Annotated in this window: 18 protein-coding genes; 8 read left to right on the top strand and 10 right to left on the bottom strand. The window is 35.3% G+C overall.

Annotated features, from left to right (window positions below; translation table 11 throughout):
* Positions 1-81: 81 nt before the first annotated feature.
* From rplU to IQ247_RS02460, 3 genes are all read right to left on the bottom strand, one after another.
* Entirely contained in the window at positions 82-474 is a 393-nt protein-coding gene (gene rplU, locus IQ247_RS02470) for a 50S ribosomal protein L21 (protein WP_193916692.1), read from the bottom strand.
* 381 nt (positions 475-855) lie between these two features.
* Complete coding sequence (locus tag IQ247_RS02465) at positions 856-1,053, bottom strand: hypothetical protein (protein ID WP_193916690.1); 198 nt, start codon at positions 1,051-1,053, stop codon at positions 856-858.
* Positions 1,054-1,464: 411 nt separating this feature from the next.
* Positions 1,465-1,704 (bottom strand): AAA family ATPase, encoded by a 240-nt coding sequence (locus IQ247_RS02460; protein ID WP_193916688.1) that lies wholly within the window; start codon positions 1,702-1,704, stop codon positions 1,465-1,467.
* Between the two features lie 59 nt (positions 1,705-1,763).
* On the opposite strand from IQ247_RS02460, the gene IQ247_RS02455 reads away from it, so the two are divergent.
* The 3 genes from IQ247_RS02455 (at position 1,764) to IQ247_RS02445 (ending at position 4,754) form a co-directional block, all read left to right on the top strand.
* A complete protein-coding gene (locus IQ247_RS02455) occupies positions 1,764-2,855 on the top strand; it encodes a nucleotidyltransferase domain-containing protein (RefSeq protein ID WP_193916686.1) in 1,092 nt (363 codons plus the stop codon).
* Between the two features lie 180 nt (positions 2,856-3,035).
* Positions 3,036-3,398 carry a VOC family protein gene (locus IQ247_RS02450; RefSeq protein WP_193916684.1) on the top strand — a complete coding sequence of 121 codons (363 nt, stop codon included), beginning with the start codon at positions 3,036-3,038 and terminating at the stop codon, positions 3,396-3,398.
* Positions 3,399-3,458: 60 nt separating this feature from the next.
* Positions 3,459-4,754, top strand: coding sequence for a recombinase family protein (locus IQ247_RS02445; protein ID WP_193916682.1), 1,296 nt, complete (start codon positions 3,459-3,461; stop codon positions 4,752-4,754).
* Between the two features lie 130 nt (positions 4,755-4,884).
* Here the strand turns inward: IQ247_RS02445 and IQ247_RS02440 are convergent, their stop codons facing one another.
* Positions 4,885-6,402, bottom strand: a complete 1,518-nt coding sequence (locus tag IQ247_RS02440) for a hypothetical protein (protein WP_193916680.1) — start codon at positions 6,400-6,402, stop codon at positions 4,885-4,887.
* Between the two features lie 278 nt (positions 6,403-6,680).
* On the opposite strand from IQ247_RS02440, the gene IQ247_RS02435 reads away from it, so the two are divergent.
* Positions 6,681-8,306, top strand: a complete 1,626-nt coding sequence (locus tag IQ247_RS02435; RefSeq protein ID WP_193916678.1) for an ArnT family glycosyltransferase — start codon at positions 6,681-6,683, stop codon at positions 8,304-8,306.
* 145 nt (positions 8,307-8,451) lie between these two features.
* Here the strand turns inward: IQ247_RS02435 and IQ247_RS02430 are convergent, their stop codons facing one another.
* Positions 8,452-8,835 carry a hypothetical protein gene (locus IQ247_RS02430; protein WP_193916676.1) on the bottom strand — a complete coding sequence of 128 codons (384 nt, stop codon included), beginning with the start codon at positions 8,833-8,835 and terminating at the stop codon, positions 8,452-8,454.
* Between the two features lie 1,123 nt (positions 8,836-9,958).
* A complete protein-coding gene (locus tag IQ247_RS02425; RefSeq protein ID WP_193916674.1) occupies positions 9,959-10,363 on the bottom strand; it encodes an AbrB/MazE/SpoVT family DNA-binding domain-containing protein in 405 nt (134 codons plus the stop codon).
* A 405-nt stretch (positions 10,364-10,768) separates the two neighbouring features.
* Between IQ247_RS02425 and IQ247_RS02420 the strand changes: the two genes are divergently transcribed.
* The 3 genes from IQ247_RS02420 to pyrR all read left to right on the top strand — a co-directional run bounded on the left by IQ247_RS02420 (position 10,769) and on the right by pyrR (position 12,946).
* The gene (locus IQ247_RS02420) at positions 10,769-11,212 is read left to right on the top strand and encodes an RrF2 family transcriptional regulator (RefSeq protein WP_193916672.1); all 444 of its coding nucleotides are present in this window, start codon (positions 10,769-10,771) and stop codon (positions 11,210-11,212) included.
* Positions 11,213-11,285: 73 nt separating this feature from the next.
* A complete protein-coding gene (cbiB, locus tag IQ247_RS02415; protein WP_193916669.1) occupies positions 11,286-12,257 on the top strand; it encodes an adenosylcobinamide-phosphate synthase CbiB in 972 nt (323 codons plus the stop codon).
* 146 nt (positions 12,258-12,403) lie between these two features.
* Positions 12,404-12,946: a bifunctional pyr operon transcriptional regulator/uracil phosphoribosyltransferase PyrR gene (pyrR, locus tag IQ247_RS02410; RefSeq protein ID WP_228059419.1), complete on the top strand. Its 543-nt coding sequence runs from the start codon at positions 12,404-12,406 to the stop codon at positions 12,944-12,946.
* Positions 12,947-13,045: 99 nt separating this feature from the next.
* Here the strand turns inward: pyrR and IQ247_RS02405 are convergent, their stop codons facing one another.
* From IQ247_RS02405 to IQ247_RS02390, 4 genes are all read right to left on the bottom strand, one after another.
* Complete coding sequence (locus tag IQ247_RS02405; RefSeq protein ID WP_193916667.1) at positions 13,046-13,441, bottom strand: nuclear transport factor 2 family protein; 396 nt, start codon at positions 13,439-13,441, stop codon at positions 13,046-13,048.
* Positions 13,442-13,640: 199 nt separating this feature from the next.
* Positions 13,641-15,536 (bottom strand): hybrid sensor histidine kinase/response regulator, encoded by a 1,896-nt coding sequence (locus IQ247_RS02400; RefSeq protein ID WP_193916665.1) that lies wholly within the window; start codon positions 15,534-15,536, stop codon positions 13,641-13,643.
* A 17-nt stretch (positions 15,537-15,553) separates the two neighbouring features.
* Entirely contained in the window at positions 15,554-16,000 is a 447-nt protein-coding gene (locus IQ247_RS02395) for a response regulator (RefSeq protein WP_193916663.1), read from the bottom strand.
* 363 nt (positions 16,001-16,363) lie between these two features.
* A complete protein-coding gene (locus IQ247_RS02390; protein WP_228059418.1) occupies positions 16,364-18,889 on the bottom strand; it encodes a hypothetical protein in 2,526 nt (841 codons plus the stop codon).
* 454 nt (positions 18,890-19,343) lie between these two features.
* On the opposite strand from IQ247_RS02390, the gene IQ247_RS02385 reads away from it, so the two are divergent.
* Complete coding sequence (locus IQ247_RS02385; protein ID WP_193916659.1) at positions 19,344-19,676, top strand: hypothetical protein; 333 nt, start codon at positions 19,344-19,346, stop codon at positions 19,674-19,676.
* Positions 19,677-19,688: the final 12 nt, after the last annotated feature.

Below are 19,688 nucleotides of genomic sequence, written 5' to 3'. Positions count from 1 at the left end.
TTAGGAGTAATAAATAAGAATTTATTACTTATTACCCATCTTCTCATCTCCTTATACCCTATGTCCTATTCTGCAACAACTTTACTCTGTTACGGCTTCAGCAGGTTGTTCTTCAGCCTCATTGGTAGCAGTATTTTGAGCTTGTGCGATCGCCGTACCATTCATACTAATGGAATCAATCATCAAACGAGTGATTTCTTGACGATGACCCCGTTTTTTACGGGTTTTCTTTTTCGGCTTCATCTTGTATACCAAGACTTTGCGACCTCTATAGTGCCGCATCACCGTTCCTTCTACTGTTGCTCCCGACACCAGAGGTTGTCCGACAGTAATTTCACCGTCGTGCTGCACAAATAAAACTGCATCTATAGTAACTTTGTCGTCCGGTTCGTTGTGCAGTAATTCAATATCGTAAAAACGACCTGGCTCAACTTTTAATTGTTTTCCACCAGTTTCAATAATTGCGTAACTCATTTATTTATCCTTAAGGTTGCCGTACAGGTAGCTGGCTCCAAATTCTTCAAAACGCATTCGTATCCCGTCTTTACAAATTTGTATAACCAGCTTTTACAACGTGCCTACCTGATCCGAGCAGGAATTAGATAGCCGACAGACAATCATACTATTACCACCGGGCATTTTGCAAGTTTTAGGTTGCCCAATCCGGATGGGGAAGTTAAAAGTTAAGAAAATTTATCTGATACCTTTTCCCGAAGAAAGATGATATTGATAAATCGGTTAGAGACTTTGCACCGCAAGCTCTGCGAGATATTTTGATTTATATAAAAAATTCAGTGAATGGCATGAATTGTTAATTTATTGCGAAATATGAAAGCAGATAATAGTTATAAATTTTTAGCAACTTAATAAAGCGTAGTCAGGGTTATTTATTCTTGCCGAAGCATTAAACATCGGGTTATAAAAAGAACAAGCTTTCCAGTGGCTTTTAACTAAAGCATTATTTAATAGACCGCAAGTCCCTCCACGCTGTCCTACAGGCGTATAGTGTTCGCAGCATCTACAACTTGAAACGGAACGATTTAAAGTAGTCATAACTATCTCATGGCAATAATAAATACATTGCACTCTGTACTTTCTAGCAAATAGCTAGCTGATGGGCAAGCCTTTTGAACAAGTTCAGATTATGTTATTAATGATTGCGAAAAATAATTAGACATCCTACTATCTTTGGATTGATATTGGTTTATATTTCTCAAGTATGAGAATTATTGAAAAACTATACAAATTGGAATAGAAACGGAATAAAAAACTTAACTATATAGATTTTAGTAAATTAATATTAATTGTCGGTCTCAAGCTAATTCGATAATTTTAGCCCTTGAAATAGTTTTTTCGATAGCTATCTCAATTAAAGATGTCAGCGTTTGTTGTCAAAAATTGAAAAGGGGATTAAAATTTATCTGAACGTATCAGAACGGTTTAATTGCATGGAATATCATTATTCTATTCGTGGTTTTTAGGAAAAATTTGCAGTTTTGTAAAGCTTTGATAGGTAATCACAAAATTATCTTGATTAGGAACGCGAAACTGGACTAAGGTTCCTAGCATCCAATCGAGGGCAAAAACTGGTATTTTCAAAGAATGCCCTATTGCTTCTGATAAAGTACTTTTGCCAGTGCCAGGAATACCAGAAAATACAATTAGTTTCATGTTTGGTTGTATTTTTTCGACAGATATAGACATGACGATTTTACTTGTATAACAGAGAGATTATTGATCAAATCTATTTTTCGCAATCGAATATGAAAAGAATAGAAGTAGAAGCGAGAACTATATTTGTAGGCTTAGCGGGAAGTCACGGTTACGGATTAAATCGTCCCGATTCCGATTACGATTGGAGGGGTGTATTTATTGCCCCTAAACAATATTATTTGGGATTTGATAAAGGTATCGAGCAAAAAGATAACGGTTGGAGCGAACCGGGAATACATTCTTTTTTAGATAATAGCCAAGATACTGTTATTTATGAACTAAGAAAAGTTATCCAGTTATTAGCAGGAGCAAACCCCAATGTTTTAGAATTATTGTGGTTAAGTGAATATCCAGTTTTAACACCAGTTGGACAGCATTTAATTAATCATCGTCAGCTATTTTTGAGTAAAAAAGTTAAGCATACTTATTCTGGTTATGCTTTTGCTCAAATCAAAAAAATAGAAACCCATCGTAGGTGGTTATTAAATCCACCGCAATCTAAACCATTACCATCAGATTTTGACATAGAAGACGAAACACCTTTAGCAAAAGAAGAATTAAACGCTTTTCTAGAATATCTCTATCTATTAATTAGGGGTAAAATTGAATTTTTAGAAGAAGCAGAACAGCTTTACAAATTATTGACGGCGGATATCGACTTCAAAGGAATGTTAAAACAACATCCTTTACTAGATGAAACCGTAGAAAAAACTCAGCAATATACTAATAGCCGTAAAGATTTTATTCGGTTACTGCAAAAAAGTCAGAAATATCAAGTAGCCTTGAGAGAATGGAAAGCTTATCAATCATGGAAAGAAAATAGAAACCCTCAAAGAGCGGGAATGGAAAAATCTTCCGGTTATGACCTCAAACACGGGATGCATTGCATTCGATTGTTACGTAGTGGCTTAGAAATATTACGTACTCAAGAAGTAATTGTGGATAGAAGAACAATCGGTGATGCAGCAGATTTAAAAGCAATTCTTAACGGCGAATATTCCTACGATAAATTAATGCAAATGGCAGAAGATTTAGTAGCTGAAATGGAGAGAGTTTATCAAGAATCAGCTTTACCTGACAAACCAGATTTAGAAAAGATTAATGATTTATGTATAGAATTAGTAGAAATGCAAGGGTTTTGAATGATAGTGGACAGTTGACAGTTGACAGTTGATAACTGACAGTGGACAGTTGTTATATCAAGTCGGGATGATTACTTAGGGCTTGCCTATTGCCTATTCCCTACTAAGAGCTAAGAGCTAAGAGCTCCCTATTTCCTGTTTAATTAAAGTAGTAGCAGTTTTATAAATACATCACTCAAAATGCAAATTACTCAATGTTTGCACGCAGCCATTCTCGTCAGTGACTTAAATCGCGCCGAGCATTTCTATGGAGAAGTACTAAAATTACCTAAAACAGAGCGATCGCGGAATTTCCCCGGTAGTTGGTATCAAGTCGGCAAATATCAATTACACCTGATAGTAGCATCTTCACTTCCCAACCATCCCCAAAATGAAAAATGGGGACGCAACCCCCACATTGCTTTTTCAGTTTCCGACTTAGATGCCGCTAAAGAGCGGTTATTAAATTATAACTGTCCGATTCAACCAAGTGCTTCCGGTCGTCGAGCTTTATTTACCCAAGACCCAGATGGGAATATTATTGAGTTGACAGTTGACAGTTGACAGTTGACAGTTGTTTATTACCAATTTTAAGCTTTAACCTTTAACCTTTGACCTTTAAAGATGAAGTTCGCATATACTTACAGCGATCCTTTATTAGAACAAACTCCCGAACCTGTAAGCTTAGGTTGGGAGGTTGATAGAATTTATCAAGATTTGGGAAAAAGGTCAGAACTACAGCAATTATTTAAAGACTGTCAAATAAATCCTCCAAATTGCCTTTTGATCCGACGTTTGGAAGAGTTGGGAGATAGTGTAGAGGAAGTAACATCGCATCTTTCTCAACTTGAAGCAATGGGAATCACCCTCGTTGCGGTAGAACAAAATTACAACTCCACTACAAAAGCTACTAATACCCACGCTAATTTACTTAAACTATTACACGAAATTCAGCGACAAAAACATAGCGATCGCATTCGTCAAGCGTACGCACGCAATCGTTTGGATGCTGCACCACCACCTGGTAAAGCACCCTACGGTTACCGTCGCGGCAAAGCAAAATATACAATTGACCGCAGTACTTCCCCGGTAGTTAAAGAATTTTTTGATCACTTTTTACTTTATGGTTCGTTGCGAGGGGCTGTAAGACATTTAGTAAAAAAATACGCTAAAAAAATCTCCGTTACTACTGGAAGACGTTGGTTATCTAATCCCGTATATCGTGGTGATACGGCTTACCGAAATGGAGAAATTATCCGTGATACCCACAGTGCAATAATTTCTCGTGAAGAAGCAGCGCAAGTTGATCGGCTTTTGCGTCGCAACAGTCGTTTACCCTGTCGTACCGCAAGTGCGCCGCGTTCTCTAGCGGGTTTGGTTGTATGTAGCGAATGTCGATCGCATATGAATGTTACTCGCGTCACGCTCCACAGACAAAAAAAAGAGTATCTTTATTTACGTCCTATTAACTGTTCTCAAAATCCCAAATGTCGTGCTATTTCTTACCAAGAAGTACTACAAAATACAATTGAAACAGTTTGTCGTGACTTACCTCAAGCAGTAGAAAAAATTAATTTTCCCTATTTTGATCGGGTAAAAAATAATTTAACTGAAGCTATAATTCATCAACAAAAAATATTAGCACAAATACCGACTTTAGTAGAAACTGGTATCTTAGATGAAGAAACTTGCAAAATCAGAGCTTATAAACTCCGCATCGAAATATCTACACTCCAAGCCGAATTAGCAATTTTACCACCAGTAAATTTACGCTCCGTCGCTCAAGCCGTTTCCATCCCACAATTCTGGTTAGACTTATCAGAAACAGAACGAAGATTTTATTTTCGAGAATTTATTCATCAAATCGAAATTATTCGTCAAGATAAAGATTGGAATTTACAAATTATATTTATTTTTTAAAAGTTGGTGGTTGGTTGATGATTGTTAGTTGTTGGTTGTTAGTTGTTGGTTGTTAGTTGTTAGTTGTTGGTTGTTGGTTGATGGTTGATAACTGTTAACTGATAACTGTTCACTGTTCACTGTTGACTGTTTAAGGCTTTTTCCCAGTATTCCGCACATTAGCAATTTTACCAATTAAATCAAACCAAAAAGGCGCACCCATTGCGATCGCAATACCGCTGAGAATCCAACCGGGAATTGCTCGTGCAAATCTGAGAAAAGATATCGGATTAGCATTCGGTGATGGTAATAAACCTATTTGCTGTCTAATGTTAACTTCAGTCCAACCAATAGGTAAAGATATATCCGATAAAGCTTCTTCTGTTTGACTTCTAAGAGTTCCGATATCTACATATTTTAAATTTTCTTTATTTTGGACTACTATTTGTCCGGCATTATTAACAATTGTATTTCTTAAGGCTGAATCTGTAGAAAGTCTGCTTACCATATGAAATGCATCGGCATTTGCTGCTACAGCCATAGTAATACCAATTAATAAAGCGACTCCTTTTGCATTGCGCTTATAAACTCCACTAGCTCTTTCCATTGAACTGTTAAAAGAGTTTTGCATTTCTTGTCTTAGTAAATTAATCCCAGATTCTCTAGATTGAATTCTTGCTTGAGTACGATGAGCTAAAACAGTCAAATTTTCTGCAATTGATTCCGGTAAAATTTCTGTTAATTGCTCAAACTTTTGATAGGTTTGACTATCTTTATCTTTAATTGCTGCTTTAAATTCATTGTAAACACCACTACCTTTTTTCATTAATTGCACAATTTCACCAACATTCGGTTGCAAACCTCCTAAAGTAATTGCTCTTTCTTCAGACGAAAACATATCTTGTCTTAAAAATTTCAATTTTCGCAAAGCTTTAGTAGAATATTCACTTTCTGGTATTTCTATTTTCCAAGTATCGATAAATCTATCTATACTTTCTGCCATGCGAGCGATGCTAGTATTCAAGGTAGCTTTATTTTGGTGATAATTCCCGATAATTTGCTCAAAATCATCTTGCATTTCCGCAAATTCTTGATAAATTTTACTCAAAGAATTAGTAAATTTATCATCAGCTTGTATTTGTCCTTCTAAAGTAAATAAAATATTTTGTATTTCTGTGATTCTTTCAGCTTTAAATTTTTCTAATCTTGATTGCGAAAGTTTTTGATAAAATTCAGGAATTTGCAACGTTTCCATCAAAGTAGTTGCATAAATATCGGCAGGAATATAAGATGGACCACTACGTTTATCATCACCAAAAATAGTTTCGTTCTTAGTATTTCCAGCACGTACTGCTGTTAACGGACGAGTTAAAGAACCAACAGCCCAAGTCGCTTTTCGAGGTAAAGTCGCGAAAAATCCTTTTGCTTCTTGATTAATATTTCTCACCAAAGGATTACTATAAATTTGATTTACTAATTGAATTATTTTCGCTTCTTCAGAATTACGAGTACCACCCGCGAGCAAAATTTCAATAGATTTTCTCAGATGTACCGCACGCCATTGTAACAATGTGGCAATTAATTCCTGTATCTCGGAGGCTAATAAACTCAAAATCAAGTAAGTAAATATTAAACCTAAAACGACATCTAAGATAAAAGGCAGATTCATCCTATTTTCCTCTCACAGAATTGAATAATTAATGTTAGTAAAATTCGGTCTTATTTTTTATCAGTGAACAATAATTAAATTTATCTAAACATTTTTTAAAATTTTTCGGATTGGTTTTTTGAAAAAAAATCAAAAATTAATTAAAAAAAATATAAATAAACTAGATTTAAAGAGATAATAAAAAGATAGTAGTTTTTCACTAATGTTATCATTGGAGATTGGATTAAGGTCTCCGCTTTATTTAAGTTGCTTTAAAACGATTGATTTTTTCGCTGATTATGCAAAAAGGAAGCTTTATTTGGGGTTTTGTTGAAAACAAGTATCGTAGTATTGACAAGCGGGTAGATCGAATCTGGATAGTAATACTGCTGATAGCCGCAGTCATACTTTTTACTATTAACCTCGGAGTTTTGCCCCTGCGAGACTGGGACGAAGGCACGATTGCACAGGTTGCGCGGGAATTGGGGCGTGGCTCAGCTAGCGATATGCGATGGCTTTTTCCAACTCTTGGAGGTGAACCATATCATAATAAGCCCCCATTGATGCACTTAATGATTGCTTGGGCTTATTCCCTAGGAGGTATAAACGAATGGACTACACGTTTACCAGGTGCAATTTTAACAGCTCTTACAGTTCCTTTTCTGTATAGTATTGGTAGAGAAATATTCCACCAGCGCATTTGTGCTATTTACAGCGCTTTAGTTTATTTAACAATGTTGCCAGTAGTACGTCACGGAAGGCTGGCTATGTTAGATGGTGCTGCGGTTTTTTTCTTCATGGTGATGCTGTTGTGCGTATTGCGATCGCGCCGGGATTTACGCTATTGCTTGGGAGTAGGTATTGGTTTTGCCCTAATTTGTCTGACTAAAAGCATTTTAGGTGTTTTACTAGGCGCTGTGGCGATGATATTTCTGTTTTGGGATACACCGCGATTGCTCAAGAGCAAGTATATGTGGACAGGAATATTTATCGGTATCATACCACTGGCTTTTTGGTACGGCGCACAATGGTGGAATTACGGAGATACTTTCACCAGTAAAGGGATAATGAATCAATCTCTGAGTCGTATTTGGACTTCGGTTGAAGAACATGATGGTCCCCCTTGGTATTATTTACTAGAAATTTGTAAATATACATGGCCTTGGTTGATTTTTTTGCCCGCTTCTTTACGTTTTACTTGGGAAAATCGCAATCTCAGTTGGGCAAAACTTGTATTAGTTTGGTTGTGTGTTTATCTACTTGCGATTTCTGTAATGGGAACCAAGCTTCCCTGGTATGTTTTCCCGATTTATCCAAGTATTGCTTTAGCAATTGGAGCAAAGTTAGGCGAAGTAGAAAATTTACCTTTATTAACTCCACTACCCAAATTGTGGTTAGTAATGTTAAGCCTTTTAGCTGTAATTTCTGCTGTTGCTAGCACCTACTTCAGTTGGAGTTCAACACCTTCATCGGAATTACAACTGATATTCGCAGCCTTTAGCGTCACAATGGCTTTAGCAGCTTTGAGAGCGCAAAGAGGTGACAGACAATTCATCAAAGTTATTTTATGGGGAACTTACGTATCTTTAGTATTATTCGTAAAATCCAATTATTGGGTGTGGGAACTTAATGAAGATTACGCAGTCAAACCCGTTGTTCAAATGGTAATCCAAGCAAATCCAGGAGTTTCCCCGATTTACATTTCCTCAACCAACCATCGTCCATCATTAGACTTTTACAGCGATGGTACTATCAAAACCGCTTCTCCGGATGACTTAAAATACTATTGGCAGCACGATCAAAAACCTTATTTTTTACTTGACGAAGATGCTCTGAAAACTTTGCCATTAGATTCTGTAGAAGAAATAGCCAAACAAGAAGGTTGGACTTTAGTTACGAAAAATACGACTCCTGCGAAAAAGTGATGATTGGACACCTTGATAAATTAATTATGAGTTACAAAATATTTGTAGAGAGGTTGCAATAAGCTCCTTCTCTACATCTTTTCCAGAGATATTTAATGTTTACCAAATAACTAGTTTTATATATAAATATCAATAACTTGATTGTTTATTTTTTTTCTATATCGGAAATGTTTTCTATATTAGGAACATTTTGACCATTTTTATCAGCGGTATTTGTTTGAGTAGCAGTAATCATGCCTAGTATAATCGCGCTACCTAATACAAAAGCCATTAAAGGATGCTTAAAAAATACAAAATCGCGTAAAATTCGTGCCAAAGGTCGGCTTTGACGACGCAGTACAGACGAAAGAGTAATTTGCTTTAAAGGAAACGGATCGCGCACGAAATTACCGCTACGACATACTACCAGTCTTTCTTGACAGTACGGGCAATTGTACAATCCAGTACAAGTTTTCAAACCTTTCCCCGCAGGATTTTTTTGGCAAATGGGGCAAGTAACGTAATGATTATCAAAGGTGTGTGTATTCATCTACCTCGTCCGCTGATTCTATTTACTCGCTGTATAACAACTGATATAACTGACAAATTTGCGCTTATACTACCGGAATACGATAAAACACAAGCAATACGCGATACATAAAAAATTCCTTTAGTTAAGGATATTTTTCTGGGTGCAACACGAGTATAGCTATATTTGAATAAATCCGACCTTGCCTATTTTAGATTTTGAATCAAGCAATTGTCGATTATTTTTGTTTTTATCAAAGGGAATGTGTCGAATGTTACATTTGTCTACCTTCATATATTGATATTTTTTAGTGTCGATCGCTTTTCAAAGCAAAATTTCAGTCTGGGTAAAACTAAACGGTAAAGCTTATTGTTATGAGCTTGTAACCCTGCTTGAGTTACCTACTGTTTACTATTTAAGCATCTCCTCCACAAAAAGTCTGAGCAAATATAGGTTTTTTTACCAAACCTTTGTAAAGCGATCGCGTAAGTTATGCAAATTATCTGTGAATTTTCTATCGAAAGTAATTTAGACACGGTTTTTTGATCAAAGAAACTTTTTTCAAGACTGTCTTAAAGTAAATTTCAGATTTTGTTAATTAGATACAGCTAAAGCCATAGTTCTTATTTAATGTCCAAAATATTATGCAAAATTAACAAACTCGAATCGGGGAGATTGAAAAAAGCAAAATTTCACAAAAAAAACTTAATAATATCTAAATAATTTTCTCAACTATTTTTCCAGCCATCTATATTGTTGTTGATATTAATCGTTGATGAATATCGGCTGAGGGTTTGATTAATAAAATTACTAATTGATATAAGGAATCGAAAATGTACTTTCAAGGGAAACCGTAATGTACTACGGAGCAGCACTATATTAACCAAGAGCAAACTAATAATTGAGCATTCAGGTTTACTCTTGGTTGTTTTTTACGCTTATAGTAATGGTGATTAAAAGTTTCCCACTTCACGATTATCTATCGATAGTAGCCATCAACAGATATATTTAGCATTAATCACTTGGATGGAGGGTCAGCCCCCTCAACGGAGGTGACTGGCGTTTTTTGTTATCTAGTGATGTCAAAATCTCCATCTAATAATCAACATTCATTGTGTTGATTATAGAACTACAAAAAAAAAGCTTAATCTTCTTCTTCAGTTCCTTCTAAATCTTCTGGATCTACTTGTTTGAGACGAATGTGCTTTTTGCCTAAAGTGATGATAAACTCATCTCCTGGTTCAAGACCCATCTGTTTTGTATAAGCCGAACCTATCAATAAATTACCATTAGACTGGACGCTAATTCTATAGCTAGCACTGCGTCCTCCGCGTCCGTTAGCACCAGAAGAGCTATCTAACTGAATCCCCTCAGCATCAATTAGGGCATTCAAGAATTTCATCATGTTAACACGCTCTATACCATTTTTCGTAACGGTATAGTAGCCGCACTGCTTGGCTTTTTCTTCCTTGCTTATATTTTCTAGCTCCTTAACTTTTTTGAGTAGATCTTCGCCGACTAGGGGGTCAATTTTTTTCTGTTTAGCCATCAACTTAAATTGAAAATGAATGATTGATGTGGTGGAATCGATTTTATTTTAACTGAAGTTGAGCTATTAAGAACACGTATCGCGATGATTTTTATTTTTTTTATTAAATAACATTAGCCAACAATATATTTTGACCATGTAGATTGCTTGGCTCGATTGATGCTATTAAATAAATTAAGGCAGTGACGATAACTATATAATCAATTTTTTGTTTGTTATATACTGTTAACTCTTGCTCCAAACGCTCTATCATACTTTATGCTGTTACACTATATTTATCTAAATTTGCTGAAAATATTGAGATAAATATTCTTCTATAACCTTCCTTTGATACAAAAAAGTAGTTTGATAACCACATTCCGGTGAATATTCAACAAGTAGAACATTCAATGTTGCAAAATTGCGATGAAACTTACCACAAAAGGACACTACAGTGTAAAAGCGTTACTAGATTTGAGCTTGCAGCAAAATTATGGTCCATTTTCAACTAGGGTGATTGCAAGCCGTCAAAATATTCCCGCTCCTTATCTAGAAAAACTGCTAATAGAAATGCGTCGTGCTGGATTGGTAAAATCAATTCGCGGTAAAGATGGTGGATACCAATTAGCGCGAGAACCACTCAAAATATCTTTAGGAGAAATTTTAGAAGCTGTTGGAGAAACAATTGAACCTCTACCTCACCATACTGCTTATCCCCAAGCTTCTGTTGATTGGGTAACTTTTAGTCTTTGGTACAGACTATCTCAAAAGCTCAAAGAATCATTATACAGTATTACTTTGGCAGACCTTTATTATGATGCTCGCAGCTGGCAAGCTTCTTTAGGAGAAGAAGCGAGTTTTGTGGTTTAATCTGTGGTTTAATTATCAATTATCATTTATTTTATGAAAATTTTTGACGGAATATTCATCCATAAAAACTGTTTTGACATCTTCTTCTGCTGTCTTAATCCTTGCTGCTAGTTTGGATTACTTGATCGGCGATCCGTGGAATTGGATTCATCCCGTACAAGTTATGGGCTGGTTTATTTCTCGTTTAAGTAAATTAGCTCTGAAATATTGCCATAATTCTTTCACACAACGTTTAGCCGGAATAGCTCTGACCATATTTTTGGTAATAGGTAGCGGTGTAGTTGGTTGGTCAATAGTACAATGTACGATGTGGTTTCATCCCATAGCTGGAATCTTAGTCGAAAGTATTTTACTAGCTAGTTGTTTTGCCCTTAAAAGTTTAAGAACAGCAGCCGAAACAACAATTAAACCTTTAAAAAAAGGAAATATTAAGGAAGCTCGTTCGATTCTGAGTAATTTTGTTGGTCGAGATACCCAAAATTTGACTTCCCTTGAAATTTTACGCGCAGTATTAGAAACTGTAACAGAAAACGCTACTGATGGGGTAATGGCTCCTCTTTTTTATGCTCTACTTGGTGCCTTTGTTCCATTCATTGGTTCTTCCACCTTTGCTTTAGCATATAAGGCTAGCAGTACTCTTGATTCGATGATTGGTTATCGTGAAGTTCCATTTACTTATTTAGGGTGGTTTAGCGCACGTTTGGAAGATTGTTTAACTTGGCTTCCTTGTCGCTTAACAGTTATAACTCTAGCTTTGTTATCTCGTAAACCTCTAAAGGTAATTAAAATTTGTCAGCGAGATGCACCCAAAGATTTAAGTCCTAATTCTGGCTGGAGTGAATGCGCTTATGCGGCAATTTTAGGTGTACAAATGGGAGGTATTAATTGGTATCGTGGAGTAGCAAAAGTTAAACCTTTACTCGGAGATGCTATTTATCCGATTAGTTTAAATTCTATTAAAACTGCTTTACAACTGACTCGATATTCCTTTTTGCTGTGGTTGGGGGGAGTTGCATCTCTACTCTTATTCACAATAAAAAGGTAATGATAAATATAGGAAATTAGATTTAGATGTCAGGAAAAGTAAGTTTTAAGTATCAGATATTCACTTTAAACTTAAATTTTATGGGTTCGAGATGATCTAATTTCTCCGAAATAATCGTATAATTAATGACTCAGTGATATCGGTTTATGAGTGTGTCCCTCAAAGTAGTTAAAATACTTTCATCAGAAGAACTTCCTCGCACTTTAAGAAGACTTGCTTCTGAAATAGTCGAAAGAACCCGCGATTTATCTCAACTAGTACTTGTCGGTATTTATACAAGAGGAGTACCCTTAGCTAATTTATTAGCAAATCAAATTGAAGTACTTGAAAACGTAAAAGTTGCCGTAGGAGCTTTAGATATTACATTTTATCGTGATGACCTCGATAAAATTGGATTGAGAACACCGTTCAAAACTAATATACCTTTTGATTTGACAGGAAAAACCGTCGTACTTGTGGATGATGTCATATTCAAAGGGAGAACCGCTCGTGCTGCTTTGAATGCGGTCAATGAATATGGTAGACCAGAAGTAATTCGTTTGGCTGTTTTGGTAGATAGAGGTCATCGTCAAGTACCAATTCACCCAGATTTTATTGGTAAGCAGTTACCAACGGCAGCGGAAGAAATTGTTAAAGTTTACTTACAAGAAACTGACGGCAAAGATGGAGTCGAATTAATTGAAGATTAATGGTAATTGGTAATAGGTAATAGGTAATTGGTAATTGATAACTCCTAACTCAAAACTCCTAACTCAAAACTCCTAACTCTTTACTAATCCAAAATCAGATCACCTATTACCCATCACCGGACTTGCGTGATGATGAACCAAATACCATTTACCATCAAGTAATTCAAATACATTGGTTGCTAAAGATTCAGCTTCTATTCTTGAACCTTTGATGACTTGCATCACATTTTCAACTAATACAACATAGGCAATATTTCCTCGGATTTCTGTGGAAATTATATCTGTATTTATCTCAATATAAGGAGTATTTTTAAAAATGCTTACCCAAGAATTGCTGACTTGTTTCCAACCACGAAGTATACTCCATCCTGGATGAACGCAAAGGCTACTATCTTTTTGACACCATACTTCACCCATTGCATCAATATCTTTTTTCTCAAAAGCGCGATAAAATGCTTCATTTACTGCTAAGACGGATGAACGCTGCTCAGTCATAGTTAAATATAGGGAATTGATAGTTGATAGTTGATAGTTGATAGTTGATGGTTGATAGTTGATAGTTGATGGTTGATAATTGATGGTTGATAGTTGATGGTTGATAGTTGATTGGTTGATGGTTGATTGGTTGATGGGTTGATTGGTTGATGGTTATTTATCCACTGTCAACTGTCAACTGTCAACTGTCAACTATCCACTAACAATTCTCTGTTTTTACTTCACCAATGGTTTGCAATAATTGTTTGGCAGTGTAAGGTTTGGATAAAAAAGCTTTGATACCCATATCGGTAATTGCGTTAACTTTATCGTTAGAAACTAGTCCGCTAACAGCAATAATTTTGACTTGAGGATTAATTTTTTGTAGTGTGCGGATAGTTGTTAATCCATCCATTGCTGGCATAATTATATCTGTTAAAACAATAGATATTTTATCTCTATATTCTGCATACAAAGCGATTGCTTCAATACCATCGCTAGCTGTGATTGCTTTATAATTATAGCTTTCTAATGAAGTTTTGGTAATATCTCGAATTGAATCTTCGTCATCTACAACCAAAATTAATTCTCCTTCTCCTGTAGGTAAATCTACTTCTACTTCTTCTGAAATTTCTTTTACCTCTTGTGCTGGTAAATATATTTGAAAATTACTTCCTTGATTAACATTGCTTTGTACGTTAATAAATCCACCGTGACTTTTGACAATACCGAGTACTGTTGAAAGACCTAATCCCGTACCTTTTCCTAATTCTTTAGTCGTAAAAAATGGCTCAAAAACTCTATCTAATATTTCTGGAGAAATACCAACTCCAGTATCGGCTACAGAAATCATGATATAAGAACCCAATTTTGCATCAAGATGCATTTGAGCGTAATTTTTATCTACGATAAAATTGGTTGCAGAAATCGTTAATTTACCACCATTTGGCATTGCATCACGAGCATTTACACATAAGTTCATCATTACTTGATGTAGTTGAGTTGAATCTCCAGAAATCATCCACAGATTTTGCGGTATTTCGTCTGAGACTTGAATTGTTTTTGGAAATGTTTCTCTAATGACTTGCTTGATTTCATTGATTAAATGCTTTGGTTGTAGTAAAGTGCGATCGCCTTCTACTCCACGAGTAAAAGCTAGCACTTGTTTCACTAAGTTTGCTCCACGTTTGGCATTGCTGATTAATATTGGTAAAAGTCTTTTACTTCGCTGATCATCCAATTGCGATTCTAATAGTTGTGCTGTCATCAAAATCGGTGCCAGTACGTTGTTAAGATCATGAGCGATACCGCTAGCTAATGTACCGATGCTCTCTAATCTCTGAGCGCGAAAAAATTGCGATTCTAATAATTTTTTCTGAGTAATATCAGTATTAACAACTAGAATAGATTGTGGTTTATTCTCAAATTCTTTTAACAGTGTCCAGCGACTTTCAAGGATAATTTCTTTACCAAATTTTGTCATTTGATGAAGTTCTCCTTCCCAGGAACCGTTTTTTATTAAAGTATTAAGAGCCGATTGAATCACAGATATTTTCTTTTCTTGCCAAAGTTCTGCTGTTTTTTTACCTATAGCTTGACTTTTATGACAACCATAAAGACGTTCGGCTGCTTTGTTCCAATATAAAATTTTGTTATCTAAATCCCGTACAAAGATTGCATCTGTAGCAACGTCAAGTAATGCTGCTTGTTCACGAATTTTTTGTTCGGTTTGTTTTCTTTCTAAAGCGTAGCGAATTGAACGCTCTAATAAAGGTGCATTTAACTGACTTTTCTCTAAATAATCCGCTGCACCAGCTTTCATTGCTTCAATATCTATATCTCTATCTCCTTTACCAGTAAGCAAAATAATCGGAGAAGAACATCCACTTTCAATGGAAAAGCGCAACAGTTTTAATCCGTTTTCTGCTCCTAAACGGTAATCTAAGAGATAAATATCATGTCGCTTACAAGCTATGACATCTTTTGCTATTAAATAATTATCTATCCATTCTAATTTGCACTCACCTAACTTAAATTCGCTCAACCAATCGCGAATTAAAACATAATCGTCTTCATCATCATCTACTAGCAAAACTTTGATGGGATTGCTATCCATAGTTTACTCCCCACCGTTTAATATGGTAGTTCTACAATTTCAAACCAATATTTTTCGATAGTTTTCATAACTTCAACCAAAGAGGCGAAGGTTACTGGTTTAATAATAAAAGAATTTGCACCCAAATTATATGAAAGATCAATATCTTCTGATGATGAAGAGGTTGTCAGTACTACGACAGGAATATGTTTGAAAGTAGGGTTGACTTTGATTTCCACAAGTGCTTCACGACCATCTTTTTTAGGCATATTTAAATCTAATAAAATCAAAGCTGGAGGTGGTGCATTTTCAGGGTTTGCATATTTTCCCCGCTGATACAAATAATCCATTAATTCCTCACCATCTTTAACAAAGTGTATTTGATGTTGCCAACTACTTTCTGTTAAAGCTTCGCGAGCTAACATACAGTCATCTTCGTCATCATCAGCCATCAATATTGTGATGCTTGTTTGCCGATCCTCCACGCTTTTATTTTCTCCTTTACGCTGGTTGCGGAATTAATAAATTATTAAATTGCAACAAAACTTGCAATAATCTTTAATCTTTGTATCCTAAATTCGTGATAACGGTTATGATAAACCTTTTTTGAGCAAGAAAAAAATGAGGGATACTACGATAGGCGAAGAAAGAAGCAACAGGAGGATGAATATCTGGGTAGGGTTTCCCCAGAATCGGGAAATTGCCTGTAGACAAGGGGAAGAAGTCCGGAGTTATTATTGTAATTATCACCATTTTTTTCAATAATCCAACCAGAATCCTACATAACCCATCTACCCATCTATAGTATATTTGCTCAAAGGGTAGCTTGAAGTTAATATCATATCCCCTCAATCAACTTGAGACAGCCAAGTTTCGTTTTTAATTCTTTCAGAAATCGGATGTATGGTTTCTAGTTTTGGTTGGGATGTATCTTGATGCCATTTTTGCCATATTTCGGCTGCAAGAGTCGAAAATTTATCTCGTACTTGAAACCAATTTGGATTGTCTTCTCTACTGTATAAATCGCAAAGTAAATCTAAAACCTTTTCGGAAGTATTATTACTGATGGGATTGAGTTTATTTTTGTTGGCTTCAATCAATTTATCTGATTCGGAAAACACTCTGCTTAATCCTTCTTTAATACTTAAATTGCTGAGTGTTTCACAACATCTCGATATATTAAATAAAGAATCGCAAATTCGCCGATTTAAACCCAAATATATAGAACCTTTCAAGGCTTGAAGAAACTTTTCTAAGGCTGCAATATTATCATGTTCAATTAATAGTAAATATTCCCCACTAAGTAAACTTATTTCGGAAAGGACTGCTTGAGAAAAATTATCGCAATGACCTGTTGTTAAATCAGTTTTAGCCAGTTGATCTGATAATTTTAAAGCCTGCAAAGATAATTTACTCTCTCCTAATCTCACCCAAACTCTTCCTGCTAAAGCTATCCATCTAGCTACGCGCTGAATTAAGCCAATACGTAATGCGTAATATGCAGCTTTGAGAAAATTGTTTGCTGCTTGTTCCAAAGTAGTTCTATTCTCGGAAACATAAAAATACATTCTAGCTGCATTTCCGTGAATTTCTGATAATGATTCATACACATCCAATCCCGCATCTTTATAACAAGAATTTGTATTGATAATACCTCTAATTTTATGTTTCCATTCGCTTAACTCTAGCCAATTATTTCTACAATTATCTGCAAATAAATCTGGATTTTGTCCGCAAGAAAGGTCGTATAAATAAATTTCAGAACGAATTAATGCTTCGATGGGAGCAATCTCATTTCTATCTACATATAGTTGAAACATATCAAGATTTTCAACAGCTTCTGTAAGTTCTTTAATCAAGTATTTGGCATTAATCATATTACCTTGAAAAATTGATAGTCTCAATTCCAATCGCTTTGCTAAACAGTAACAACGGTAAAAATTTAGCCGATAGGTAAAGTAAATATCTTCATGGGGAATATCTGATAAATGTTTTTTCGCTTGTTCAGCAATTTTTTTGATTTCCGATAACTGACATCCTTCATCTAAAAATTGAAAGTTGTGAAACGCTTTTCTCACTTGAGTCAGTCGCTTTCTCAATTCTGAAAGATTCCTACAAGCTGATATATATATATCATTATCAAGTTTGTTATTTTGTCTTTGATCCGCAAACCATTGTTTTACAGCACAAACAATTGCTTGTAACATCACAATCATTGAGTCTCTATCAACCCAAATACCTTGATATTGTTGTTTATCTCCTAAAATTACTGTTGTTTCCACTAAAGAATGGATATTACTATCAAGAGTATTTGTCGATATGCTCAGTAAAATATCTTCCTTCAAACCCATATTCAAAGTACAAGCACTAATCGCGTTTTCAACCATAGTGTTGCTAGATGTATATATCCATTCCAAAGGTTCGCGATTATCCCTATTATCACCAAAATTACAGGTAGCGATCGCCATCACCACGGGCTGAAGAGAATCTAAAATTCGAGTCTGTGAGGTTTCTTGGAGCGATAAACCGGGAGTTTGGAGCTTGTACTCCGCATCAAAAGCAATTTCTTCCAAAAGAGAATAAACGTCACAGTATTCGTCTGTATAGTCAATCGAGCGAGATAAAGTTTGAAATTCCAGCTTTTTAATTCTGGCATGAAGCGAATTTTCATGTGATGTTCTCTGCTTAATTAAAATACTGAGAAACAGCGCGATCGCTTCTTTACGGCTAAATTTTGTTTTACCACCATTGTGCAAATTTTTTTGAGCTGCTTCGAGTTTTTTGATCATCTCTAACTTTAACTTTAATCCCAAAGTCGGATGAGGTTCGCCAAGTTTTTTGATCAATGCTTTTAAAGCATCTTCATCTTGGTAAGAATTATCAAAAAATTTTCTACTAGCAATAGTAAGTTTGTTACTAGTAATTGTCAAAATCTCCCTGGTTGTAGGAAGCAAATCTTCAAATTCCAAAAGTTCAAGTAATGTAACTATTTGACCAATATGAAAAAATCTTTCTGGGGTAACACGAATACTTTCATTTTTATCAGGTAAAAAACCAGCAGACTCTAACAGTTCGTCAGCACCAACTTTCCCTAATTCTTTTCTTAATTCGTTAGCAGTAATAACAGATTTATCTTCTTGGGTATCTTTCTTTAATTTTCTCTTAGAAGGTCTGTGACTCTTCAATTTTTCACACAGTTTGACCAAACCTTCACTACTAACTGGTAAATATTCTTTTCTTTTACTAAGAAAATCTATCACTAACGGACGACTAACACCCATCCCCTCAGATAATTCTACCTGAGTCGCTCCCATTTCTTCCAAAAAGAAAAGCAGCATTTCCCGGAGCTTTTCTTGGTCTCCAACTTTATCCATGCCCATATTCCTCTATTAAGCATCATTTAAATGTAAATCAAATTTACTTTTATTTGGTATATCTCCACACAAATACACAAATTGAGACATTAACATTCATCTTAAATTTGGAATCTCAGTTTTAATATCAACCTAAAACTCTTTTATAGAAGAGCTTTGGACTTTTTATCCCCACTCGGCGCACATCAGTGAAGTTCAATTAGACTTTGACTATTTTTTCTGCGATTTAACAATGTTATCGGTTTAAAATGTACCTCAGATTAACACTAAAGTCGAAAATATGTCATGCTTTGTATCAAAAAATACTTTTTAATCGAATTAAATGTTTATAGAATTGACACATTAAATTAGTTTACATTTATAATAGGTATAAATCATGATTCTCTAAAAGTGGAGCAAATACCTGAATCAAGTCGGTAACAAGTGATTGGCTATTTTCGCGGAGAACTAAAATATGACCTTCCCACAGTTACAAGAATTCTTAGAAACAGCGCAGCCAATGAGGATGTACCTGGATGTTGGAGATCAGCTTTCCCCTAAATCTTCAAATACTCTTGTACTACCTGTGGTCTTTTCTCACATGAGTTTTCTATTAATTCAAGCATTATGTGAAACTGGACACGGAGAATTTCGCATTATTAGTGAGAAAAAAAATCACGAAATAGCGGTTTATTTGGGTAGTCACATCACCTACCGCTACTTGTTAAATTCCCAGCAAGTTGTACCAATCAAGAATGCGTATCATCAAGTTACTAATACTTGGAACAAATGGCATTTTTCTGAGTAACTAACTCTTGAT

This window comes from Plectonema cf. radiosum LEGE 06105 (genome assembly GCF_015207665.1).
GTDB classification, from domain to species: domain Bacteria; phylum Cyanobacteriota; class Cyanobacteriia; order Cyanobacteriales; family Nostocaceae; genus Rivularia; species Rivularia radiosa_A.
This window is presented reverse-complemented; position numbering and strand designations above follow the sequence as displayed.